Origin of the sequence: Flavobacterium enshiense, assembly GCF_022836875.1 — a bacterium.
GTDB classification, from domain to species: Bacteria; Bacteroidota; Bacteroidia; order Flavobacteriales; family Flavobacteriaceae; genus Flavobacterium; species Flavobacterium enshiense_A.
Window position 1 is genome coordinate 1,964,469 of sequence record NZ_CP090376.1, and the last position, 23,183, is coordinate 1,987,651.

The 23,183-nt window shown below is 36.9% G+C and carries 23 protein-coding genes; 14 read left to right on the forward strand and 9 right to left on the reverse strand.

Annotation, left to right across the window (positions count from 1 at the left end; genetic code table 11):
* Nucleotides 1–2 precede the first annotated feature (2 nt).
* Entirely contained in the window at nt 3–1,457 is a 1,455-nt protein-coding gene (locus LZF87_RS08710) for a TSUP family transporter (protein ID WP_244338567.1), read from the forward strand.
* Between the two features lie 50 nt (nt 1,458–1,507).
* Here LZF87_RS08710 and LZF87_RS08715 read toward each other — a convergent pair whose 3' ends face one another.
* The 3 genes from LZF87_RS08715 to LZF87_RS08725 are packed head-to-tail and all read right to left on the reverse strand — an operon-like array spanning nt 1,508 to nt 3,222.
* Nucleotides 1,508–2,080, reverse strand: a complete 573-nt coding sequence (locus tag LZF87_RS08715) for a YceI family protein (RefSeq protein ID WP_244338568.1) — start codon at nt 2,078–2,080, stop codon at nt 1,508–1,510.
* Nucleotides 2,081–2,131: 51 nt separating this feature from the next.
* Entirely contained in the window at nt 2,132–2,764 is a 633-nt protein-coding gene (locus LZF87_RS08720; RefSeq protein WP_244338569.1) for an NAD(P)H-dependent oxidoreductase, read from the reverse strand.
* A 2-nt stretch (nt 2,765–2,766) separates the two neighbouring features.
* A complete protein-coding gene (locus LZF87_RS08725; protein ID WP_244338570.1) occupies nt 2,767–3,222 on the reverse strand; it encodes a MarR family winged helix-turn-helix transcriptional regulator in 456 nt (151 codons plus the stop codon).
* Between the two features lie 230 nt (nt 3,223–3,452).
* Between LZF87_RS08725 and LZF87_RS08730 the strand changes: the two genes are divergently transcribed.
* The 3 genes from LZF87_RS08730 to LZF87_RS08740 are packed head-to-tail and all read left to right on the forward strand — an operon-like array spanning nt 3,453 to nt 4,944.
* Complete coding sequence (locus tag LZF87_RS08730) at nt 3,453–3,989, forward strand: TlpA disulfide reductase family protein (protein WP_244338571.1); 537 nt, start codon at nt 3,453–3,455, stop codon at nt 3,987–3,989.
* Between the two features lie 3 nt (nt 3,990–3,992).
* The gene (locus tag LZF87_RS08735) at nt 3,993–4,607 is read left to right on the forward strand and encodes a thioredoxin family protein (protein WP_244338572.1); all 615 of its coding nucleotides are present in this window, start codon (nt 3,993–3,995) and stop codon (nt 4,605–4,607) included.
* 22 nt (nt 4,608–4,629) lie between these two features.
* Entirely contained in the window at nt 4,630–4,944 is a 315-nt protein-coding gene (locus LZF87_RS08740) for a rhodanese-like domain-containing protein (RefSeq protein WP_244338573.1), read from the forward strand.
* A 33-nt stretch (nt 4,945–4,977) separates the two neighbouring features.
* Here the strand turns inward: LZF87_RS08740 and LZF87_RS08745 are convergent, their stop codons facing one another.
* Nucleotides 4,978–5,658, reverse strand: coding sequence for a Crp/Fnr family transcriptional regulator (locus LZF87_RS08745; protein WP_244338574.1), 681 nt, complete (start codon nt 5,656–5,658; stop codon nt 4,978–4,980).
* A gap of 99 nt (nt 5,659–5,757) precedes the next feature.
* On the opposite strand from LZF87_RS08745, the gene LZF87_RS08750 reads away from it, so the two are divergent.
* The 9 genes from LZF87_RS08750 (at nt 5,758) to LZF87_RS08790 (ending at nt 14,847) form a co-directional block, all read left to right on the forward strand.
* Nucleotides 5,758–8,133 carry a heavy metal translocating P-type ATPase gene (locus LZF87_RS08750; protein ID WP_244338575.1) on the forward strand — a complete coding sequence of 792 codons (2,376 nt, stop codon included), beginning with the start codon at nt 5,758–5,760 and terminating at the stop codon, nt 8,131–8,133.
* A gap of 114 nt (nt 8,134–8,247) precedes the next feature.
* Complete coding sequence (gene ccoS, locus LZF87_RS08755; protein ID WP_244338576.1) at nt 8,248–8,424, forward strand: cbb3-type cytochrome oxidase assembly protein CcoS; 177 nt, start codon at nt 8,248–8,250, stop codon at nt 8,422–8,424.
* A 2-nt stretch (nt 8,425–8,426) separates the two neighbouring features.
* On the forward strand, nt 8,427–10,622 hold the full coding sequence (gene ccoN / locus LZF87_RS08760) for a cytochrome-c oxidase, cbb3-type subunit I (protein WP_244338577.1): 2,196 nt from the start codon (nt 8,427–8,429) through the stop codon (nt 10,620–10,622).
* Nucleotides 10,623–10,627: 5 nt separating this feature from the next.
* On the forward strand, nt 10,628–10,822 hold the full coding sequence (locus LZF87_RS08765) for a cbb3-type cytochrome oxidase subunit 3 (RefSeq protein ID WP_023572227.1): 195 nt from the start codon (nt 10,628–10,630) through the stop codon (nt 10,820–10,822).
* A gap of 3 nt (nt 10,823–10,825) precedes the next feature.
* Nucleotides 10,826–11,764 (forward strand): cbb3-type cytochrome c oxidase N-terminal domain-containing protein, encoded by a 939-nt coding sequence (locus LZF87_RS08770; protein ID WP_244338578.1) that lies wholly within the window; start codon nt 10,826–10,828, stop codon nt 11,762–11,764.
* 23 nt (nt 11,765–11,787) lie between these two features.
* On the forward strand, nt 11,788–13,206 hold the full coding sequence (gene ccoG / locus LZF87_RS08775) for a cytochrome c oxidase accessory protein CcoG (protein WP_244338579.1): 1,419 nt from the start codon (nt 11,788–11,790) through the stop codon (nt 13,204–13,206).
* A 111-nt stretch (nt 13,207–13,317) separates the two neighbouring features.
* Nucleotides 13,318–13,764: a FixH family protein gene (locus LZF87_RS08780; RefSeq protein ID WP_244338580.1), complete on the forward strand. Its 447-nt coding sequence runs from the start codon at nt 13,318–13,320 to the stop codon at nt 13,762–13,764.
* Between the two features lie 104 nt (nt 13,765–13,868).
* A complete protein-coding gene (locus LZF87_RS08785; RefSeq protein WP_244338581.1) occupies nt 13,869–14,576 on the forward strand; it encodes a sulfite exporter TauE/SafE family protein in 708 nt (235 codons plus the stop codon).
* Between the two features lie 40 nt (nt 14,577–14,616).
* Nucleotides 14,617–14,847 carry a YdcH family protein gene (locus LZF87_RS08790; protein ID WP_244338582.1) on the forward strand — a complete coding sequence of 77 codons (231 nt, stop codon included), beginning with the start codon at nt 14,617–14,619 and terminating at the stop codon, nt 14,845–14,847.
* A 220-nt stretch (nt 14,848–15,067) separates the two neighbouring features.
* Here the strand turns inward: LZF87_RS08790 and LZF87_RS08795 are convergent, their stop codons facing one another.
* The 5 genes from LZF87_RS08795 to hemN all read right to left on the reverse strand — a co-directional run bounded on the left by LZF87_RS08795 (nt 15,068) and on the right by hemN (nt 20,630).
* Nucleotides 15,068–15,550, reverse strand: a complete 483-nt coding sequence (locus LZF87_RS08795; protein WP_244338583.1) for a hypothetical protein — start codon at nt 15,548–15,550, stop codon at nt 15,068–15,070.
* 242 nt (nt 15,551–15,792) lie between these two features.
* Complete coding sequence (locus LZF87_RS08800) at nt 15,793–16,233, reverse strand: SRPBCC family protein (protein ID WP_319800004.1); 441 nt, start codon at nt 16,231–16,233, stop codon at nt 15,793–15,795.
* A gap of 62 nt (nt 16,234–16,295) precedes the next feature.
* Nucleotides 16,296–17,420 carry a transglutaminase-like domain-containing protein gene (locus tag LZF87_RS08805; RefSeq protein ID WP_244338584.1) on the reverse strand — a complete coding sequence of 375 codons (1,125 nt, stop codon included), beginning with the start codon at nt 17,418–17,420 and terminating at the stop codon, nt 16,296–16,298.
* 169 nt (nt 17,421–17,589) lie between these two features.
* Nucleotides 17,590–19,116: a carboxypeptidase-like regulatory domain-containing protein gene (locus LZF87_RS08810; protein WP_244338585.1), complete on the reverse strand. Its 1,527-nt coding sequence runs from the start codon at nt 19,114–19,116 to the stop codon at nt 17,590–17,592.
* Nucleotides 19,117–19,265: 149 nt separating this feature from the next.
* Entirely contained in the window at nt 19,266–20,630 is a 1,365-nt protein-coding gene (hemN, locus tag LZF87_RS08815) for an oxygen-independent coproporphyrinogen III oxidase (RefSeq protein ID WP_244338586.1), read from the reverse strand.
* A gap of 158 nt (nt 20,631–20,788) precedes the next feature.
* Between hemN and LZF87_RS08820 the strand changes: the two genes are divergently transcribed.
* Nucleotides 20,789–23,059 carry a cation:proton antiporter gene (locus LZF87_RS08820; protein ID WP_244338587.1) on the forward strand — a complete coding sequence of 757 codons (2,271 nt, stop codon included), beginning with the start codon at nt 20,789–20,791 and terminating at the stop codon, nt 23,057–23,059.
* Nucleotides 23,060–23,183 lie beyond the last annotated feature (124 nt).

Sequence of the window (23,183 nt, forward strand, 5' to 3'; positions counted from 1 at the left end):
ATATGAGTAGTACATTATTTCCGGTATTCCTGAAAACCGAAACCGCCCGATTTTTGATCGTTGGGGGCGGCAATGTAGGTTTGGAAAAAACGGAAACCTTATTAAGACAGAATCCCGACATAAATATAAAATTGGTGGCCAGTGAAATTTCATCGGCTTTGAAAGAAGTTTTGGCGAAACATCCTCATATTGATTTTCACGAACGTCCATTTCAGGAAGCCGATTTGAATGAAACCGATTTTGTGATAGCAGCCACAAACAATAGAACAGTTAATGCCGAAATTAAGTGGCAGGCCAACGAACGGAAAATATTGGTCAATGCCGCAGATCAGCCGGATTTATGCGATTTCTACCTGGGTTCGATTGTAAAGAAAGGAAATCTGAAAATCGCTATTTCCACCAACGGAAAATCGCCTGTCTTGGCAAGGCGTTTGCGCGAACATCTGGAAGAAGCGATTCCAGATGATATCAATGAAAGCATTGAAAATCTGAATCAATTCAGGGACAAGCACAAAGGTGATTTTCAGGCGAAACTGGCATTATTGAATGAAATCACATCCTCTTTGATTGACGACGAAACCCCTAAAAAACAAGGAAAAAAATATAAGAAACTGACGTTTGAAATTGCGGTGGTTTTCCTGGCGCTTTTCTTTGGTTACGGATTGTCGACGGTGATTTCGGTTCAGGATTTGAATTCTTTTGCGAGTGATATTCCGCCCGCTTTTTATGCGATGATAGCGGTTGGTTTTTTTGCGCAAATGGTGGATGGGGCTGTAGGATTAGGCTATGGCGTGACTTGTGCCACGAGCATGATGTTGTTTGGAGTCAAACTGCCGGCCATCAGCGGAAGCATTCATACGGCGGAAATGTTTTCCAGCGGTATCAGTGGTTTTTCGCATTATAAATTCGGAAATGTCAATAAGAAACTGTTGCTGTGGCTGGCAGTTCCCGGAGTAATAGGAGCAGTGAGCGGTGCTTTGCTGTTGGTTTACCTCGGTAATAAATACGAAACCATTACCTATGCTATTTTGGCTTCTTATACGATGATTATCGGAATTCGCTTGATTATCATTGCTTTCCGAAAGAAAATAGTAAAACAAAAAGTGAGAAATACGGGGATTTTAGGTTTTTCCGGCGGACTTTTGGATGCTTTTGGAGGAGGAGGCTGGGGACCGATCGTGACCTCTACACTTTTATCCAAAGGAAGAAAATCAAGTTATGTTGTGGGAACGGTAAGTCTGGCTGAGTTTTTTGTAACCTTGGCGGCTTCACTGACCTTTTTTGCTTCGATAGGCGTCAGCCATTGGTATATAGTGGTTGGATTGATACTCGGCGGATCGTTGGCAGCACCGTTAGCGGCTAGAGTGGCAGGTAAACTTCCCCAAAAAACGGCAATATTGGCCGTTGCTTTTCTGGTAATTGTTTTCAGTATCCGGATGTTGTTTAAAATTATATAAATAAAAAAAGCCGCTTAAAGTAAGCGGCTTTTTTTATAATACATCAGGAATTAGATTGCTAAAGTAACATTCAATTCAAATTCATCATAGATAGCTTTGTCTCCAATGCTGTCGAAGAACGATTTAGAAGCGTATTTGATGTCATATTTAGTTCTGTCAACCATCAATTTAGTTGTAGCTGTATTTTTTGCAACAACCATGTCAAAAGTAATAGGGTTTGTGATTCCTTTGATTGTTAAGTCGGCAGTAACAGTATAAGTGTTGTTACCTTTAGCAGCGATAGTTTTGAAAACTAATTTTGAAGTAGCAAATTTTTCTGAACCGAAGAAGTCATCATTTTTTAAGTGACCTTCTAATTTTTCTTTTCCATTTCCTGCTTGCATGTCAGTTACATTGATGGAAGTCATATCCACTGTGAAGTTACCACCTGCTAATTTTTTTCCTTTGAATACTAAAGCACCCTCTTTAAGAGCAATTGTTCCTTCGTGCTGACCGGTTACTTTTTTACCAACCCACCCAATGTTACTTTTCGATACATCTACTTTTTTTGTTGTTTGAGCTGTAGCTGTTAATGTTCCTAAAGCTACTACTAATGCCAATGCAATTGATTTTAATTGTTTCATGATTTTAATTGTTTAATTTAATTGATTTAATTTATTGGTTAGTGTTTATAATTATAAATTGATAAATAATTCTTTTTTTGATTTGCGGACTTTCACATTATGCTGCGTTGCGTCCTCTTCATGACGGTAACCAACGGTAGCAATTAGTGACGCATTCAATCCTAATGCATCCAGTCCGAGGATTTCATTTACTTTTTCTGCTTCGAAACCTTCCATCGGAGTGGCATCAATCTGAAGTTCGGCAGCAGCATTCAGTAAATTTCCTAAAGCCAGATACGTTTGCTTTGAAGTCCAGTTGTTCTTTACATTTTCCGGTAAAGATATAATTTTAGATTTCATGAAATCTCCGTAACCTTCCAAATTTTCAGCTGGAATTCCTCTGGTTTCAGCTATGTTGGCAATATACTTGTCTATTTCTTTTTCGCCTAAATTTACCATATTGGCAAAAACGAACAGGTGAGACGCTTCTGTAATTTGGGTTTGTCCCCAAGCCACCGGTTGTATTTTTGCTCTTAATTCAGGGTTTTCAACGATAATAACTTTATAAGGTTGTAAACCATAAGAAGAAGAACTTAATCGGATGGCTTCTTTTAATATTTCCAAATCGTGTTCCGATATTTTTTTGGAAGCATCGAATTTTTTGGTGGCATAACGCCAGTTTTGATGTTTTATGAAATTGCTCATCTTTAAATTGTTCTGTATTTTTCTAATAAATTATTTAATTGTTCCAGTTCATCCTGTGTCAGGTTTTGAGAAAAGAGATGTTCGTGATTCTCTACTTTCGGATCCAGATCGGTTAACAACTGCATTCCTTTTTCGGTAATAGTTACCTCCATTTTTCTCCTGTTTTCAGGGCAGACTTCTCGGGTAACCAGGTCTTTCAGTAAAAGTTTGTCGACCAATCGGGTAGTGTTACTTGTTTTGGCCAGCATTCGTTCCTGGATATCGCACATATTAGTGGCTTTGCCGTTTTGTCCTCTCAAAATTCGGAGTACATTATATTGTTCCCCGGACAGATCATAAGGTTTTAGTATTTCTGAAAATTTGTCGGAAACGATATTTTGCGTGTAGAAGATATTAAGCACGGTCTTTTTAGCCGTAGTTAATTCTTTTGTCGATTTTATGATTTCTTCGATTTTCATATCTTCATTAATTTGTTGATACAAATGTAGTAATGTTTTTAATTGTATATACAAATGTGTTATTAAATTTTTGTTAATGTTATAAAAAGCGGTGCTAGCTTATCAATCTAGTATTGGTATTTCAATATTGTGATTTACTCTTTTTTATTTTCTGATTAAAATTTTATGTTAATATAAGGCTTAAAAAAAGTAAGATTTTTTATCTTTAAGCAAAATAAAAAAGTAATTCCGTGAGAAGTTTGTCCATTCTTTTGTTATTTACTGGTTTTTTATCCTTCGCGCAAATCAATAAGGGTGAAGCTGGTGCTGATTTGAAACCCACCAGGATTTATAATAGTGAAGGGGTTAAGATTGCTTCCTTTGATTTTAATTCCCTTGAACCCATTCTGCATAAAAATGACGATACAATTTATGTGATTAATTTTTGGGCTACATGGTGTTTGCCTTGTGTAAAGGAATTGCCTTATTTCGAACAGATTAATAAGAAATACAGAAATAAAAACGTAAAAGTGATATTGGTCAGTATAGATATGCCAAAGAAGGTGGAATCCGCTTTGATTCCATTTGTGAAGAAAAAAAAGCTGGAGTCTGAAATTATTCATCTTGATGATCCCGACGCTAATGCCTGGATAGAAAAAGTCGATAAAAGCTGGAGCGGGTCAATTCCGGCTACGATAATCTATAACAGTAAAACCAGAAAGTTCTACGAGCGCTCCTTTACATTTGAAGAACTTGAAAAAGAAGTATTAACAACAATCAACAAATAAATTATGAAAACAGTCAAAATTGCAGCATTAGTGTTATTGGTGAGCATCGTGAGTGCTTTTACCTTGGTTAAATCAGAGTTGGGAGGTTATCAGATTGGTGACGTTGCTACCGATTTCAGCCTTCAAAATGTAGACACGAAAAAAGTATCTTTAAGTGATTTTAAAGATGCGAAGGGATTTATAGTTGTTTTTACATGTAATCATTGTCCATATGCAAAAGCCTACGAAGAGAGAATTATGGCTTTGGACAAGAAATACAAAAAATTGGGTTATCCCGTTGTTGCAATCAATCCCAACAATCCTGCTGTTCAACCTGATGACAGTTTTGAAATGATGCAGAAAAGAGCAAAAGAAAAAGGATATACTTTCCCGTATTTATTTGATGAAGGCCAAAAAATTTATCCACAGTACGGAGCTACTAAAACGCCTCATGTGTACATTCTGGAGAAAACCAAAGCCGGCAATGTTGTGAAATATATTGGAGCTATTGATGACAACTATTCAGATGAATCGGCCGTAAAGACAAAATATGTTGAAAATGCTGTAGATGCTCTTTTAAAGAATCAGGAGGTTCCGGTAAAAACAACCAAAGCTATTGGATGTTCCATCAAAGCATAGTATTTTTGCAAAAAATACAACTATGAATATTTCACAAGAACAATGGTGGCAAGGTGCTCAGGATAATGAAAATGCTGTAATGCTTGATGTAAGAACGGAAGGTGAATGGAATGAAGGTATTATACCAGGAGCAATTAACATCGATATTTATAAAGGACAGGGTTTCATCTATAAATTGGATGAACTTGATAAATCAAAAAAATATTATGTGTATTGCCGTTCTGGAGCCCGCAGTGGTCAGGCATGTAACATTATGCAACAAATGGGTTTTGAAAACGCATTCAACCTTTCCGGAGGTATAATGGAGTGGGACGGACCTGTTGTTTCACCAGAATAAAAATAAAAAAGGAGCTGTTTCAAGCTCCTTTTTTTATTCGGCTAATTTTCTAAGCCCTTTTTTGTCTTTCAATATTATTTTTTTTCCGGTAAGTTCAATCAGACCGATTTTGTTGAATTCCGAAAGTAATCGGATGCAACTTTCTGTAGCGGTTCCAATTATACTGGAAATCTCCTCTCTAGACAACTGAATTTTCAAAGAGTCGTCTTCGTTAATTCCAAAGGTGTCTTCAAGATATAAAAGTGTAATGGCAAGCCTTTCTTTTACACTTTTTTGAGCCAGGTTCACCAAAACGTTATCGGCTTCTTTTAAATCATGGCAAACATTTTTCATCATACTAAGTGAAAATTTGTTGTTTGCGTTGAAAAATTCCATTACCTGACTTTTAGGAACAAAACATACCTGCATATCTTCCAAAGCAATCGCTCCCAAATTGGTAGGCTCTTCGCTAATCAGGGAACGTTGTCCTAATAGTTCTCCTTTTGTTACTAGTTTGACAATCTGGTCTTTACCGTTAGAACTTAGCTTGGTAAGTTTGCAAACGCCGTCTTTAACACAATAAATTCCATCAAGAATGTCGCTTTCTTCAAAAATAGTTTCGCCTTTTTTTACGGTAAAGGAAGTTTTACAATCGGAAAGCTTTAGTAATTCATCCTTATTCAGGGCTTTTAAGGCGCTGAACTCCCTAACAATGCATTGCTCACATTTACTCATTGAAATAGAATGTTTTTGCAAAGATACTAAAGGATGACAAATATCATATCTTAAAATTTTGTAAATTGTAACCTTTGTGACAGGTAAATGAGCAAATTTATGAATAACACTAATTGTTTCCATTGTGGTAACGATATTGTAAAAGTAGATGAAATTGTTTTCGATGAAAGAATATTTTGTTGCAACGGTTGCAAAACCGTATATGAAATTTTCAGTCTGAATGATTTAACCTGTTATTACGATTTTGAAAATGCTCCTGGAGCAACACCACAAGATATTAAAGGCAAATACGATTTTTTGGAGAATGAAGACATTGTTTCAAAACTCCTTGAATTCGACGAGGATTCAATTCGTATTGTTTCACTTTATATTCCACATGTGCATTGCAGTTCATGTATTTGGATTCTGGAAAACCTGCACAAGCTCCAAAATGGGATTACTACTTCTCAGGTAAACTTCCACAGCAAAAAAGTGAGGGTTACTTACAATCCGATCGAAACCAATCTGAAAGAAATCGTATTGTTGCTGAGTTCCATAGGATATGAGCCATACATCAGTCTGGAAAATTACGATGCAAAAAAAGAAGCAGTCGACCGAAGTTTGTATTACAAAATTGGAGTCGCCTTTTTCTGTTTTGGAAATATCATGCTTTTGTCATTTCCCGAGTATTTTGAAGTCGGCGAATTCTGGATAGAACAATATAAAGGATTCTTTCGCTGGCTGATTTTCGCGCTGTCTTTACCGGCTTTTTTTTATTCAGCGTGGGGATATTACGTTTCTGCGTGGAAAAGTATTAAGTCACGAATGCTTAACATCGATATTCCTATTGCATTGGGAATTGTTGTTATGTTCGTAAGAAGTACTGTCGATATTGCATTCAATTACGGTCAGGGATTCTTCGACAGTATGTGCGGACTGATTTTTTTCATGCTTCTGGGCAAGTTGTTTCAGCAGAAAACCTACAACTTTTTATCTTTCGAACGCGATTACAAATCGTATTTCCCGATTGCGGTTACCAAAATACACTCTGATGGTACTGAAGAAGCGATTCAGGTATATGATGTAGAAAAAGGCGACCGATTGTTAATCAGGAATCAGGAGTTAATTCCTGTTGACGGTATATTAATGTCGGAATCTACGCGAATCGATTACAGTTTTGTAACCGGTGAGGCTGAGCCAATAGAGAAAAAATCAGGTGATAAGATTTTTGCCGGCGGAAAGCAATTGGGAAAAGTTATTGAGATGGAAGTTCTGCATTCGGTTTCCCAAAGTTATCTGACGCAATTATGGAGCAACGATGTTTTTCAGAAAAAAGTCGATCAGAAATACAAAACCATAACAGATTCGCTTAGCCGTTATTTTACGCCCGCTTTGCTGATTCTGGCTTTTGTTTCCTTCGGATATTGGATTTTTATCGATACAAGCATGGCATTTAATGTTTTTACGGCAATCTTAATTGTAGCCTGTCCATGCGCTTTGGCTTTAACAGCACCTTTTACCTTGGGGAATGTCCTGCGGATAATCGGTTACAAAAAATTATACCTGAAAAATGCCACAGTGATTGAACAATTGGCAAAAGTCGATACGATTGTTTTTGATAAGACAGGGACAATTACGTCAAATAAAAAATCGGCGATTGAATTCTTTGGAACGCCAATTTCTGAAACCGAGTTAATCCTTGTGAAAAATATACTGAGAGGCTCAAACCATCCGTTAAGCCGAAGATTATATGAATTTCTTCCTCAAACGGGAATTAAAAAGGTCGAGCATTTTGAGGAAATAACCGGAAAGGGGATTTCAGGGACTATTGATGGGAAAACAGTTAAGGTAGGTTCGGCTGAATTTGTTGGAAAAGAGAAAGATAATCAAATTAAGCAGACTTCGGTTCATATCAGTATCGATAATAATTACTTAGGGAATTATGTGTTTGACAATCAATATAGGAAAGGATTAGAAAAGTTATTTTTCAATTTGAGTAAGACTCATGATGTGAAGGTACTTTCCGGCGATAACGAAGGAGAAAGAGAAGTTTTGGAACGATTGCTTCCTAAAACTACCGAACTGGTTTTTAATCAGAAACCGGAACAAAAACTGGCCTTTATTGAAAACCTTCAGAGACAAGGGAAGAACGTACTTATGATTGGAGACGGCCTTAACGATGCAGGAGCGTTGGCACAAAGTAACGTAGGGATTTCCATTACCGAAAATGTAAACGTGTTTTCACCGGCGTGTGATGGTATATTGGACGCTTCTCAATTTCCGAAAATCAGCTATTTCCTCAACTTCTCCAAAAATGCGATGCGAACCATTATGATGAGCTTCGGACTTTCATTACTCTACAATGTAGTGGGGCTGAGTTTTGCAATTACAGGGAATCTTTCACCTATAGTTGCGGCGATTATCATGCCTCTTAGCACCGTCACAATTATAAGCTTCGTAACGGTTATAAGTAACCTTTTCTCGAAAAAGGACTAGTAATGCATTGTTGTTCAGAAAATTATTATTAATTTAAACTATAATTTCAGATATGACAATTGTCATATTTTGTCCCATATCGCTAAACTAACTTTGATAAACAAAATTTAAGGTATGAGCGTTATTTATCTGTTAATCTCCATCAGTATCGTTGTGGCCCTGGTGTTCTTATACATTTTTATAAGAGCCGTAAAAAGTGGCCAGTTTGACGACGATTACACTCCCTCTGTCAGAATACTTTTTGACGATGAATTGAAAAAAGATCAAAATAAATCCGAAAAACAAAATTAATTATGGAAGTGCAACAATTTTACTATGACAACAAAATTGTAAAGAAGTTCCTGTATGCTACAATCGTTTTTGGTGTAGTAGGAATGTTAGTTGGGCTATTGGTAGCGGTATTCTACCTTTTTCCTAACCTGACTGACGGAATCCCTTGGTTGAGCTACGGTCGTTTGAGACCATTACACACAAATGCGGTAATTTTTGCATTTGTGGGGAATGCCATTTTTGCCGGGATATATTATTCTTTGCAACGCCTTTTAAAAGCAAGGATGTATAGTGATGTTCTGAGTAACATTAACTTCTGGGGCTGGCAATTGATTATCGTAGCAGCCGCAATTACTTTACCTCTCGGCTATACAACTTCTAAAGAATATGCCGAATTAGAATGGCCGATTGATATTGCCATTGCCATTGTATGGGTAGTGTTTGGTATCAATATGATGATGACCATTTTAAAACGCAGGGAGCGTCATTTGTATGTAGCCATTTGGTTTTATATTGCCACTTTCGTAACGGTAGCTGTATTGCATATTGTTAACAGTTTGGAAATTCCTGTGGCGGGATTGAAAAGTTATTCGGTTTATGCCGGCGTTCAGGATGCCCTGGTGCAGTGGTGGTACGGACACAATGCGGTAGCGTTCTTCCTTACGACACCTTTCCTAGGATTGATGTATTATTTCATTCCTAAAGCTGCCAACCGACCTGTATATTCTTATAAATTATCAATCATTCACTTCTGGTCACTTATTTTCTTATATATCTGGGCAGGTCCGCACCATTTGCTTTATACTGCGTTGCCGGAATGGGCTCAAAATCTAGGTGTAGTTTTCTCTGTGATGCTAATTGCTCCGTCTTGGGGAGGTATGATCAACGGATTATTAACCCTTAGAGGAGTTTGGGATAAAGTCCGCACAGAACCAATTTTGAAGTTCTTCGTGGTTGCTATTACCGGTTATGGTATGGCCACTTTTGAAGGGCCAATGTTATCCCTTAAAAATGTAAACGCTATTGCTCACTTTACAGATTGGATCGTGGCTCACGTTCACGTAGGAGCTCTGGCATGGAATGGATTCATGACTTTCGGTATGATTTACTGGCTGATTCCGAGAATGACAAAAACGAATCTGTATTCTATTAAGCTGGCTAATTTCCACTTCTGGGTAGGAACACTTGGAATCATTTTATATGCCTTACCGCTTTATGTGGCCGGATTTACCCAAGCACAAATGTGGAAACAATTTAATCCGGACGGATCTTTAGTATACGGTAACTTCCTGGAAACTGTAACAGCAATTATGCCAATGTATGCGATGCGTGCCATTGGAGGAACCTTATATCTTACCGGAATGTTAGTCTTGGTATATAATATTATCATGACGGTAAGACAAGGACAAAGTGTTGAAGATGAATTGGCTGAGGCACCTGAATTACAACGAATAGCCGCTAGAAGATTAAAAGGTGAAAAATTCCACACCTGGTTAGAAAGAAAACCTGTCCAACTTACGATTTTGGCTACTATTGCGATTTTGATCGGTGGAATCATCCAGATTATTCCAACGCTGGTTGTGAAATCAAACATTCCGACGATTTCAAGTGTAAAACCTTATACGCCCCTTGAACTGGAAGGTCGCGATCTGTACATACGAGAAGGATGTGTGGGATGTCACTCGCAGATGGTACGTCCTTTCCGTTCGGAAGTGGAACGTTATGGAGAGTATTCTAAATCAGGAGAATTTGTCTATGATCACCCGTTCCTTTGGGGATCAAAACGTACAGGGCCCGACTTGCATCGTGTGGGCGGAAAATATTCAGACAACTGGCATTTTAACCATATGTGGGATCCGCAAAGTACTTCTTCGGGATCAATCATGCCGGGTTATAAATGGCTGTTCGAAAATAAACCGATGGATTATGCCAATACTGAGGAGAAAATGAGAGCAATGGTAAAATTAGGAGTTCCATATACTGAACAGGATATTGCCAATGCTAAGCAAAGTGTTGCAAAACAGTCTGAACAAATTGAAAAGAACCTAACTAACGATCCTGATTTCGTAAAAAGTTATGAGGAAAGTAAGAAAAATGCACAAGCCAGAGGCGAGCGTTTTATACCTATGAAAGATCGTGAAATAGTAGCATTGATTGCTTATTTACAACGATTAGGGACTGATATTAAAGTTAAAGATGTAGCTCAACTTCAAAAATAAAAGGTATGCTGAAGTTTGTTAAACATAATTTGGAAACGATCTCGGGAGTTGAGATTTATCCAATCATTTCATTACTGATTTTCTTTGTTTTCTTTATTGGATTATATATATGGGTATTTACCTATAAAAAAGAAAAAATAGACGAAATGAGCAACATTCCTTTTGCGGATGAGAAAACCAATGATATTTTAAACAGCTAAAAGATGAAAAAGTTTTTTCCAATATACGTTCGAATTCCGGTATTGTTCTTCTTGTTTTATATGGCAATGGAATTCTTTATCGATTCCGGAGACAAACCGGCATTTATAAAATACCCGATTGTCATGGTATTGCTTCTATTGTTCCTGTTCGTGTTAATAGCAATGGAGATTGTTGTTAAAGCGTCTAACAACGTTTTGAACAGTTTACTGACAGAAGAACAGCTAAAAGCTAAAGAAGCAGAAGAAAATCTTCCGTTTAAAGAGACTCAATTCTATAAAAATCTGATGCACAAATTAACGCGTTCCAATAAAATGGAAGAGGAAAAAGAGTTATTGCTGCATCACGATTACGATGGTATCAAAGAGCTTGATAATGTGCTTCCTCCTTGGTGGGTGTATCTTTTCTATGCCTGTGTCGCTTTTGCCTTTATTTATATGGTTCGTTTCCATATTTTGGGGCATGATAATCAGATTCAAGAATTTGATAAAGAAATGGCAGCTGCAAAAATTGCTGTAGAGGAGTACAAAAAAACAGCTCCGGATATTATGGATAAGGAAAAAGTTACTTTGCTGACAGATGCTGAAAGTATTGCTGCCGGTAAAACCATTTTCGAAACCAATTGTGTAGCGTGTCACCGTGCTGATGGAGGTGGGGCAATTGGACCGAACCTGACCGATAATCACTGGATTTTAGGTGGAGGAATCAAAAATGTCTTCAATACAATCATGGAAGGTGGTCGTGACGGAAAAGGAATGGTAGCCTGGAAAGCAACAATCAAACCGTCAGATATTCAAAAAGTGGCAAGTTATGTTTTGAGTTTACAGGGATCAAATCCACCAAATCCAAAAGCACAAGAAGGAGATGTTTGGGCTGAAGAAGGTGCTGCTCCAGCAGAAACAGCTGCACCAACAGCGGATACAGCAAAAACTGCTGCACCATAAATGACAGCAAAATAAAAACAAGTATGTCCAAATCACCAGAAGATAGTTTTAGAGACACCATTGGAACCATTGACAAAGAGGGCAAACGCGCCTGGGTTTTTCCAAAAATTCCAAAAGGTAAGTGGTATGAGAGAAGAAAATGGGTGAGTTATTTTTTGTTACTCTTTTTATTCTCGGCACCGTTTATCAAAATCAATGGAAATCAGTTCTTATTGTTTAATGTAATAGACAGGAAGTTTAATATTTTCGGATTTCCGTTCTGGCCTCAGGATTTTTATCTGTTCGTTACTATGATGATTATCTGTGTTGTCGGACTGGCTCTTTTTACCGTTGCTTTTGGACGTATTTTCTGCGGTTGGATTTGCCCTCAGACCATTTTCATGGAGATGGTTTTCAGAAGAATCGAATTTTGGATTGATGGGGACAGAGGCTCACAGATGAGATTGGCTAAACAGAAGTGGGATAGCGAGAAAATAAGAAAGAGAAGTACTAAGTGGACCATCTTTTTCATTATTTCGTTCTTAATAGCGAATATTTTTCTTGCCTATATTATTGGAAGTGATGAACTTCTGAAAATGGTAACCGAAGGCCCGTTGCATAACACAACAACGCTTTTTGCATTACTGATTTTTACCAGTGTGTTTTATTTCATATATGCCTGGTTCAGGGAGCAGGTTTGTATCATTGCGTGCCCATATGGGCGCCTGCAAGGGGTTTTACTTGATAATAAATCGGTAGTTGTTGCCTACGATCATAAAAGAGGTGAGGCTGAAAAAGGTCGCGGCAAATTCAATAAAAATGAAGATAGAAATGCGTTAGGAAAAGGTGATTGTATTGATGATCGCCTATGCGTAAATGTTTGTCCGACCGGAATCGATATTCGTAACGGAACACAATTGGAATGTGTCAACTGTACCGCCTGTATTGATGCTTGCGACTTTATCATGCAAAGCGTTAATTTGCCGCGAGGGTTGATACGCTATGCATCGGAAGACGAAATCGTCAAAAAGGAAAAATTCGTTTTCACAGCGCGAATGAAAGGTTATGTAGCCGTTTTAGCTATTTTGACCGGTGTTTTTATTGGAATGTTGTTCCTGAGAAACGACGTACAGGCTACGGTTTTACGCTTACCTGGACAATTATTTGAACACAAAGGAGAAAACATAAGCAATGTGTTTACTTATAAAATTGTAAACAAGACGGTTAAGGATTTTAATCACGTACACTTTAAGTTAGTTGACATTAAAGGTGAAATTAAAGTGGTGGGAAAACCTGAGTTTATAATCAAAAAAGAAGGGATGGCCCAAGGAACATTGTTTATAGAGATTCACCCTGCGTTTTTAAAAGGAGATAAAACCAAGATTAAAATTGAAGTGTATGACGGAGATTTGCTTTTGGAAACGACAACGACTAATTTCCTTGGCCCGAGAAGTTTTAATTAGATGAAAAACCGAAGAGACAATTTAAAAAAGTTGCTTACAAAAAGGTAAATGGTTTACGAAATAGCCCTGTCCCGATAGCAATCGGGACGCTTTAAATAAAAAAGAGAAATTATGAGAATCAATTGGGGAACAGGAGTCGTGATTGCATTTGCTTTGTTTATGACGTTTATTTTATACTTCGTTTTCAAGGTGCAAGTTGACTCGCAGTACGACCATGAAATGGTTACTGAAGAATACTATAAAAAAGAACTTGATTTTCAGAATCAGATCGATAAGCAACAAAACGCTAATAATCTTACGGAAAGAGTTTCAATCGAATCAAATGGAAATGGTTTGTTGATTGTTTTTCCGAAAGCCTTTGATATTGCCAAAATAAAAGGAAAAGTGTCCTTATACCGACCGTCCAACCAGAAATTAGATTTCGAAGTTCCGATTTCGTTGTCTACTTCAAATTTGCTCATACCTAAAACAAATTTGGTTGACGGTCGTTGGGACATTGCTGTAGAATGGGAATATGATGGGAAGGAATACCTGAATAGAAAGGGGATTAGTTTGTAAAGACAAGGGAAATGAGATAAGGGAAAAGGAAAAAGGAAAAAGGAGACAGAGGTTTCCTCCTTCTATCATCTTTGTTCTAGTATCTTTTTTCTCAAAATTAAAATATGTTGTATTCAGGATTCATACTAGGTTTAATAAGCAGTTTGCATTGCATAGGGATGTGTGGTCCCATTGCGATGATGCTGCCTGTCGATCATAAGAATCCGGCTAAGAAAACAACGCAACTTCTTACGTATCATTTGGGTAGGATAACTGCTTATATGACGCTGGGTCTGGTTTTTGGCTTGTTGGGAAAAGGGATTTATTTGGCCGGAATGCAGCAGCAATTGTCGATATTTATTGGAGTTTTGATGATTACTTTCGTTTTAATTCCGGAAAAAGTATTTGCCCGATATAATTTTTCAAAACCGGTTTATAAAGTCATTTCAGCACTTAAAACCAAACTGGGAAGTCAGTTCAAAAAGAAAACTTTTAAAGCGCTTTTCACTATTGGTTTACTTAACGGATTTTTGCCTTGCGGATTGGTTTATGTAGCTCTTTTTGGGGCTATTGCCATGCAAAATGAAACTTTGGGGGTAACCTATATGTTTTTATACGGATTAGGAACCATTCCGATGATGAGCATGATCACGTTTGTTTCCGGGTTTCTGACAGTTCCGGTTCGGAATAGAATTCAGAAAATCATACCGATTGTTACCATTTGCATAGGAATGTTGTTTATCATGCGTGGATTGGGATTGGATATTCCGTTTGTTTCACCAAGTAATATGAGTCTTTTTGTGCAGGGTAATTCAATATGTAAAACGGATTAAGTAACTTTATAGTAAGATATTAACTTGATATTGAAGCACTATGGAAAGACATGATTTATTACACGAGTTTCCTGAGCATCAGGACAAAATTCACCAATTAAAAACGTCTGATACTCATTTTAGAGAATTATTTGACGAATATGACAAACTGGAACACGAAATTCACCGAATCAACACGGGAGAGGAAGTTGTTACGGATGAGGCAACTCACGAAATGAAAGCAAGGCTGCTTTTTATTAAGGATGAAATTTTTTCGATGCTTCAAAACTGAATAGAAGTCATTTTGAAGCTCGAAAAAAAGAACCGCAGATTCGCGAATTAAATATATTAAATCGTGAATCTGCGGTTCTTCTTTTGATATTTTTAGGTTTTTATTTTCGTAGTAAGTTAACCACTTTAGTATTTTCGATGGAGTAGCTCCTCTGATTTTCAAGTAGGATTAAAACTTCTCTTTTATACTAAAGTCCGCTGGAACGAATATTTCCTGATATTTATTTTTTGGTACCCTGTATCTCTCCGTAAGTAGGTATCTGCTGCATGATTTGTGCTCTTACAAGGGTTAGCAGGTAGACTTCGGCCTGATAGAACTGAAAAGCTACTGTAGCGTTAGTGGCTGATTTGATCTTTTTGTAATAAACCTCCAGTTTTTTTTCCTGATCCATCCGGTTTGCAAAATACTGGTTGGCTAAAGAATCTGCCCTTTGCGGAGTCAGATTACTGTAGGATAGTGCAGTTTTCTCATACAATTTCATCCTTTGGGTTGCGGTCTTTTTGTTTTCTTTTTGATATTCATCATAAATTTTCCAGAACGCATCTGCATCTTTTCCTGTAACGTTTACAAGTCGGGCCATAGCTTCTTTTTTCTGAACACCCAAAAGATTAACCATAGCTTCCATTTCTGCATCAGATGTCTGGCAATAGGTCGTAGCAGTGCTAACGAAGAATACAGCTAAAAGTAATGTGATTTTTTTCATAGGATTAAGTTTGATTAATTGGTTAGAAATAATGTGGTAATCCTGATAATGATGATAGACTCGTTTTAAGTCTGATGGTAAACAGTTTAAAGATAGTGACTTATAGTGTAAGAAAAAAGTAAAATGTTAAAATTTGAAACGACTTTTCTTAAGTTATATTACTTGATATGTGTTTAAGTTCTTTCGTATTTTGTCTGTAAAGTATAGGTGTATTTAAAAGGTTTGAGAACAGCTGTCAATTACTATTGGCTTTCGGCAAAATTTTTGAATGCCGTGAGGTATTTCAAGGATTGTTTTTTGAAAACGCCAGGCATCAGAAACGCAATAATCTTCATCGCCAAACCTTGTAACTGAAATTCATGCTCAGTAATATACTTCGTTTTAGAATCGGATATCTTAACAAAAGAGTTCTTTACAATATTGACAACTCCTTTTGCTTCGTAAGTACCTGTAAACTCTTCGGGTAAATTTCGAACTGTAACGGTTTCAATCATTTCCATTTCGCGTTTGCCCATTTTGAATTTCAGTCTGGATTTAGCTCCGGGTTGTCCTGGTGTACCGCTGATATGTTCGAAACTCTCCAAACCTTCCATCCATTTTTTTAGGTTCTCCGGATTATCGAAAAGGGCTATTACCTTGTCTATCGGTTTGTTGATTTCTATTTCTGTTGTGTATTTCATCATTCTGATTTTTTTAGAATTCTTAAAATATTGCTTTCATGAAATCGTTGTTGTGTTTTGTGCTTTTATTTTGGTTCAGTCCAGAATAAATCAGGATTATTTGTTTTATAAAGGATGAATTTTACACCTGTTTTTGTATTTGTTTGTTCAGTTTTCTGCGGCGTTTGTTCGATGCCGTCTAAGGGTAGCAACTCAACATAGGTTATTTCTTTTCCGCTTTTCCAGGTTTCGGAATCGTATTCACTAACCAAAGGTGCTTGCAGTCGGTATAAGTTTTTCGTCATATAGGTTTCCAGATAGTATTCTTTTGTTTGCGAACTCTTTTTGTTCCAATTGGCATCTGGGTTCAGAATTAATGTTTTTCCGTTAATCAGTCTTTTTCTAACTTCATCGATTCCCAATAATTCCCCTTTTTCATTCATTACATAGGCGTCAAACGTCGGGTCAATCCAAATCCATTTTTTTAAATCAGTGTTGTAAACCATGTTGATAACGTGGCAATCATCAAATTTTGTTTCTTTAGGCATACAGGTTATGTATCTTGATTTAATGCCTAATGACAAATAACATTCATTCAAGACTGTTGCCATCATTCGGCAGTTAACGCCCCTGTTTTCGGTTTTACAGACTTTGATTAAATCAATCGCGTTTTTAACCGTTGGATCCTTACTGCTTCCGTCATGTCTTATTGTGTTATGAACCCAATGTAATAAATTGAGGATTTTGGAGGTTTCATTTCCAGTGCCTGCTATTGAATCTAGTTTTAAATCTTGCCTGATTTTAACAAGGTTGGGATTGTCCATTGCCTGATAACTGAAGTTGGGTACAAATCTCGTGTCGGAGTAATTGTATTTTTCTGCTTTTTTTAATTTTTCAGAATAAGGAAGTTGATATTTGATTCGTGTAAAAGCAGAATCTTTACTGTTAAGCAAAACAATGAAATCAAAAGTGTCCTTTTTCGGGCTTATTTTGATTTTAATGGAATCTGTATCGGTGAAGAACGTTATTTTGTTACTTGAAGTCGTATAAATATCCGGATTTATTTCCGGAGATATTGTCCAGGCTTTACGTTTAAAATTATTACCGTCTTTGATGTCAACCGATGTGGAATTGGCTTTTATTACGGGTAACTTTTTTTGTGAAAACGCTATTTGCGCCAGACATAACAGAAGTAATAATTTAGCTTTCATTTGTTTTGCTTTTTAGTTTAGTATTTTAGAGTGTCACCCAACATCCCGATTAGGGGATTACATTAGTTTAGTCTTTAAGCCTCATTTTTTAAAGCCAACTGCGGGAAATCGTTATTTTTTAAGTTATCTGATTTCAGCATAAGAAAATATGTAATAGAGGCTTTAGTGGCTATTCAGCAACCCTAAACTGCTTCATTTCTTCCAATGGTTCCATAGAAACGAAATCTTTCCATACTGCAGGATCATAACGTTTAAGGACCAGGTAATTGAAATCTTCCTCTTTAATGTTTTCAAAGGCATTTTCACTGATTTCCGATTTGGAAATATTCAGGAATTCGGTTTTCTCACTCAAATTTCCTTCTACCTTAAAGTCAAAGGCTACCACATCTTTTTCGCTATGTGTCAGTTCAATGAATTTTAGCGGTCTGTTTACGTAAAAGTATTGGCCGGTTTCCTCTGAAGCATATTGCAAATAATAACCCGTGCCGTCAGGGTTTTTCTTATAAAGAAGTGTGCCTTTGCTCATATTTTCAGATACTTTCACTCCCAACAAAAGTTTCATGCTGAATCCGCCAAGATCTTTCCCGTCAGCTAAGTTATAATCGCAGCGTACTACCGCATAATCCGTTTCTGAAATGTATAATTTTCCGGAATATTTTGCTTTATTTTTTCTGGGTTCGAATTTCAGTACATACATGCCATCATTTTCATCATTATATATCTTACCTTCATACGCATACTCATACAATTCAGGTTTGTTTAAGAAATCTAGTTTGCTGTTCAGCGGGTTGTTTTCGGTGATAAATCCTGTAAGATTGGCTTTTGAAGAAGTCAATTTGGTGTTTTTGTTTTTGACATACTTTTTGTTTTTTTTCTCATTATAATTTTTACTTAATGAAATGGTATCACGGGAACCAAACCACCCGCTTTTAATTCTGTAAAACTTGGTGCTGTCCAAATGTTTCAGAACGATATTTGTTCCTGTTTTCTCTATATCGTCCAATGATACTGAATTGTCACCATTCTTAAGCACGGTAGCTTTTATTACCTCAAGTTTTTGTAAGATAGTTTGTTTATCGTCCTTCTTTTTTGAAAGCGTATAATAATTACACAACATATCCTTTAATTCTTTTGGCGGGTGTGAAATGAGTTTGGCGGTAAATGCATTCATTTCTGCGTTGGTCGATTTAAGTGCATTTTCTGTAAAACCTGTCGATTTTGTGATTTCCACATCTATTTTCTTTGGTTTAAAAGAGGTTCCATCACGGTAAAACAACATATTTTTAGCTGATTGTCCGCCATTTTTGTAATGAACCGGAAGATTCTTTTTAACCTCTGCCATAATTGCATAGGGATCCGGTTTGACGTTGGAAATGGTTAGGTTTTCGAGTTCAAAAACGCCCGGTTCAAGTTTAATTGTATATTGCAGGGTTTTCAATTCGCCCACAGTTATCTTGCGTTTAACATATCCGAGATACGAAACGGTCAGTACAGTCGTATCACTATTGTTACTTTCAGTCAGGGTGAAGTTACCTTCAGCATTCGACACAAGATTTACTGTTTCGTTTACAATAATGTTGGCATAAGGTAGGGTTTCGCCGGTTTTGGAATCGATAATCTTCCCACTAAGGTTTTGAGCAGATCCAACATGAAATCCGAATAGAATTAAAACTAAATTAAAAAAAATTCGAGTCATACTTTTCTTTTTGATTATGATGATTGATGATTTGTGTGTTATTTTTAATTTATTGAGAGTAATATAGCAATAATATTAAAAATAAAAAAATTCCTTCAACCGCAATAGTATGAAGAAATTTCTTAAAAAAAAGTTATGATTTAAAAAAATTACACGGTCATTGAAAACAACTGTGTTTGAGGTGCATTTCGTTTCAGACGTAAATCGAACGCCATGCATATGTTTCTGACAAATGGTTTGCCTTTTTCAGTAACGGTAATGGCATTTTTCTGAATTACCAGTAAACCGTCGTTTTCCATTTCACCGAGTTGTGCAATAACTTCGGGAAGTTCTTTAAAGTATAAATGTGATTCATCCCAGGAAGTGGTAAATTGGCACATTAAATTCAGGATGTGTTTGCGAATGATTAAATCTTCATTCGTTAGAAAATGCCCTTTGAAAACAGGTAATTCGTTCTTTTCCAGTCTTGCATAATAATCCTCAATCGTTTTTTCATTTTGGGCAAAACCATACCAGCTGTCGCTTATGGAAGAAGATCCCAATCCAATCATCAACTGTGTTTTGGAAGAAGTATACCCCATAAAATTACGGTGCAGTTTTCCTTCCCGAAAGGAAGTAAACATATTGTCTTTTTTCAAAGCAAAATGATCCATGCCGATTTCGTGATAGCCTTTTTTTGTCAGCAATTGTTTCCCGATTTCATAAAGTTTTCTCTTTTCGTCGTCTTTTGGAACGTCTTCGTCTTTAAAACCACGCTGTCCGTTACCTTTAATCCATGGCACATGGGCGTAACTGTAGAAGGCTAAACGGTCAGGGGAAAGCGATTTTGTTTTTTCGATGGTATCCACAACATCTTCCATTGTTTGAAAAGGTAATCCGAAAATCAAATCGTGAGAAACGGAAGTATAGCCTATTTCCTTTGCCCAAAACGTAACCTTGGCCACATTATGAAAAGGCTGGATTCGATGTATTGCTTTTTGCACCGTTTCGCTGTAATCCTGAACGCCAAAACTTACGCGGCGAAATCCTAAATCGTAAAGTTGTTTCAGATGTTCCCTTGTAGTGTTGTTGGGGTGACCTTCGAAACTGAATTCATGCTGTTCGGCTCTTTCAGCTCTTAGGAATAGCCCATCAATTAAAGTTTTAAGATTTTCCGGTGAAAAAAAGGTTGGTGTTCCTCCTCCCAAGTGAATTTCTTTGATTATCGGTCTTTCCGGAAACATGTCGCAGTACAGATTCCATTCTTTCAGAACTGCTTCTATGTAAGGATTTTCAACTTCGTGTCGCTTGGTGATTCGTTTATGGCAACCACAGAACGTACATAAACTTTCGCAAAACGGCAGATGGATGTAAAGGCTGATTCCTTCTGAAGCATTGCTTTCGTTGAAGGATCGGATAAAAGTATCCTGCCATATTTTACCTGAAAAACTTTCATCTTCCCAATAAGGAACTGTTGGATAACTTGTGTACCTTGGTCCCGGAACATTATATTTTTGTACTAATGAAGTTGTCATACTTTGCCATTTTTCTACATCAAAAGTAGGTTAGAATACCTTCTGCTAAAATGATAATTGTCATATTTTTAGGTGTGTAAGAAAAATTGTTTTCCATTTATTTTATTAGTAATATTGGCGTCCGTAAGCGAAAGGCAAAAAAACCGCTTGGTTTTAGTATGAAAAAATTTAAAAACAGCTTTTTTTATATCGGAATTGTTGGTGTAACAACCGCAATAATGTATTGGACGATTCAAAACGGGAAAATCCTGGAAGAAGGCCGAAATGTCGTCCTTCCCAATAACGGGAAAAGCCAGTGGGAAGAATTTATAATTTCACTTACACACAATCTAACCCATCCATTAGCCATATTATTAGCCCAAATTGTTACGATTGTTTTCGTGGCAAGATTGTTTGGTGCAATTTTCAAAAAAATAGGCCAGCCATCCGTAATTGGAGAAATCCTTGCCGGAATTGCGCTAGGGCCCTCATTGTTGGGAAATTATTTTCCTGAATTTTCTAATGCTTTATTTCCCGTCGCATCACTTGGAAATCTCCAGTTTTTAAGTCAGATTGGACTGATTCTCTTTATGTTCGTAGTTGGGATGGAGCTCGATTTGAAAGTGCTTCAGAACAAAGCGAAAGAGGCGGTAATTATTAGCCATGCCAGTATTGTAATCCCGTTTACGTTAGGACTTGTTTTGGCTTATTTTATATTCCAACAATTTGCTCCGGACGGTGTCGAGTTTATATCCTTTGCACTTTTTACAGGGATTGCCATGAGTATTACAGCTTTTCCGGTTTTAGCCCGAATAGTGCAGGAGCGTGGTTTGCATAAAACGCGACTTGGTGCTATGGTGATTACCTGTGCTGCTGCCGACGATATTACGGCTTGGTGTATTCTGGCTGCCGTTATTGCAATTGTTAAGGCAGGTTCGTTTTTAAGTTCGCTTTACATCATGGCACTTGCTATAGTATACGTTCTGCTAATGCTTAAAGTAGTAAAACCGTTTTTGAAACGAATAGGTGATTTGTATGAAAATACTGAAACTATTACAAAACCGGTAATAGCAATATTTTTCCTTACGTTGCTGATTTCATCGTATGCTACGGAAGTTATTGGTATTCATGCTTTGTTTGGAGCCTTTATGGCGGGTGTAATCATGCCGGAAAGTATGCGTTTTCGTAATATTTTTATCGAAAAAGTCGAAGATGTTTCGCAAGTTATGCTTTTACCGCTGTTCTTTGTATTCACTGGACTTCGTACACAAATCGGTTTGTTGGATGATGCCTATTTATGGGAAGTTTGCGGTTACATTGTCTTGGTAGCCGTTGTCGGAAAGTTTGTGGGAAGTGCATTGACAGCGAGGTTTGTAGGGCAAAGTTGGAAAGACAGTTTGACTATTGGTGCCTTGATGAATACCCGCGGTTTGATGGAACTCGTGGTTTTAAATATTGGGTATGATTTGGGTGTTTTAAAGCCGGAAATCTTTGCGATGATGGTGATTATGGCTTTAGCAACTACTTTTATGACGGGACCTGCTTTGGATTTGATTGAATATGTATTTAAATCGAAAACTGAAATCGTTCCGAAAGAAATCATTCAAAATAATAAATTTAAAGTCCTCTTTTCATTTCATAATGCAGAAGAGGGTAGGTCTTTACTTCGATTGGCTAACAACTTTGTCAAGAAAAACCATAACAACTCCATAGTTACCGCTATGCATATTTTACCGATCAATGAATTGAATCCGTATAATATTGATGAGTACGAAGAGGACAGTTTTAAACCTATTTTGCAGGCTTCGGAAGAATTGCATCAAAAAGTAACGACCTTATTCAAAAGTTCCATTGATACGGAAGGGGATTTAATTGAAGTATCTAATCAAGGTGATTTCGATTTGGTACTGATGAGCTTAAGTCAGTCCATTTTTGAAGGAACCCTATTAGGAAAAGTACTTGGATTTACAACGCGCATAATCAACCCGGAAAGTTTATTGAATAAGTTTACCGGAAAAGAAAAGTTATTCGAAAATTCGCCTTTTGATGAACGTACAGAGCACGTTTTGTCGCGTACTGATGTTCCTGTAGGAATATTGGTTGACAAGAATTTTACCGATGCTAAACGAGTTTTCGTATTGCTTTTGGAAGAATCAGATTTGTTTTTAATGGACTATGCTAAACAATTGATTCATAATGTAAATTCGTATGTGACTGTTTTGGATAAGGCCGGAAATTTTAAAAACAATGGTGAATTACTCGATTGTATCCATAAAATTGAGCACAAGCATCCAAAACACATTAAGCTGGCAACGGAAAGAAAAATTGAGAAGGCGCTTTTGGATGAACAGGATTTGATGATTATAAGTGTGGAAAGCTGGAAAAAGCTATTGGATTCCCAAAGTTCATGGTTGAATAAAACACCTTCTTTGCTGATAATAAAGAAATAAAACCCTTCTCTTTAGATTAAATGATATCGCATTTCTGATTGGATTTCAGGGATGAACATCTAAAAATAAAACTCCGTTTTTGATTTGTTCAAAAACGGAGTTTTATTTTATTTCAAATGAGTTA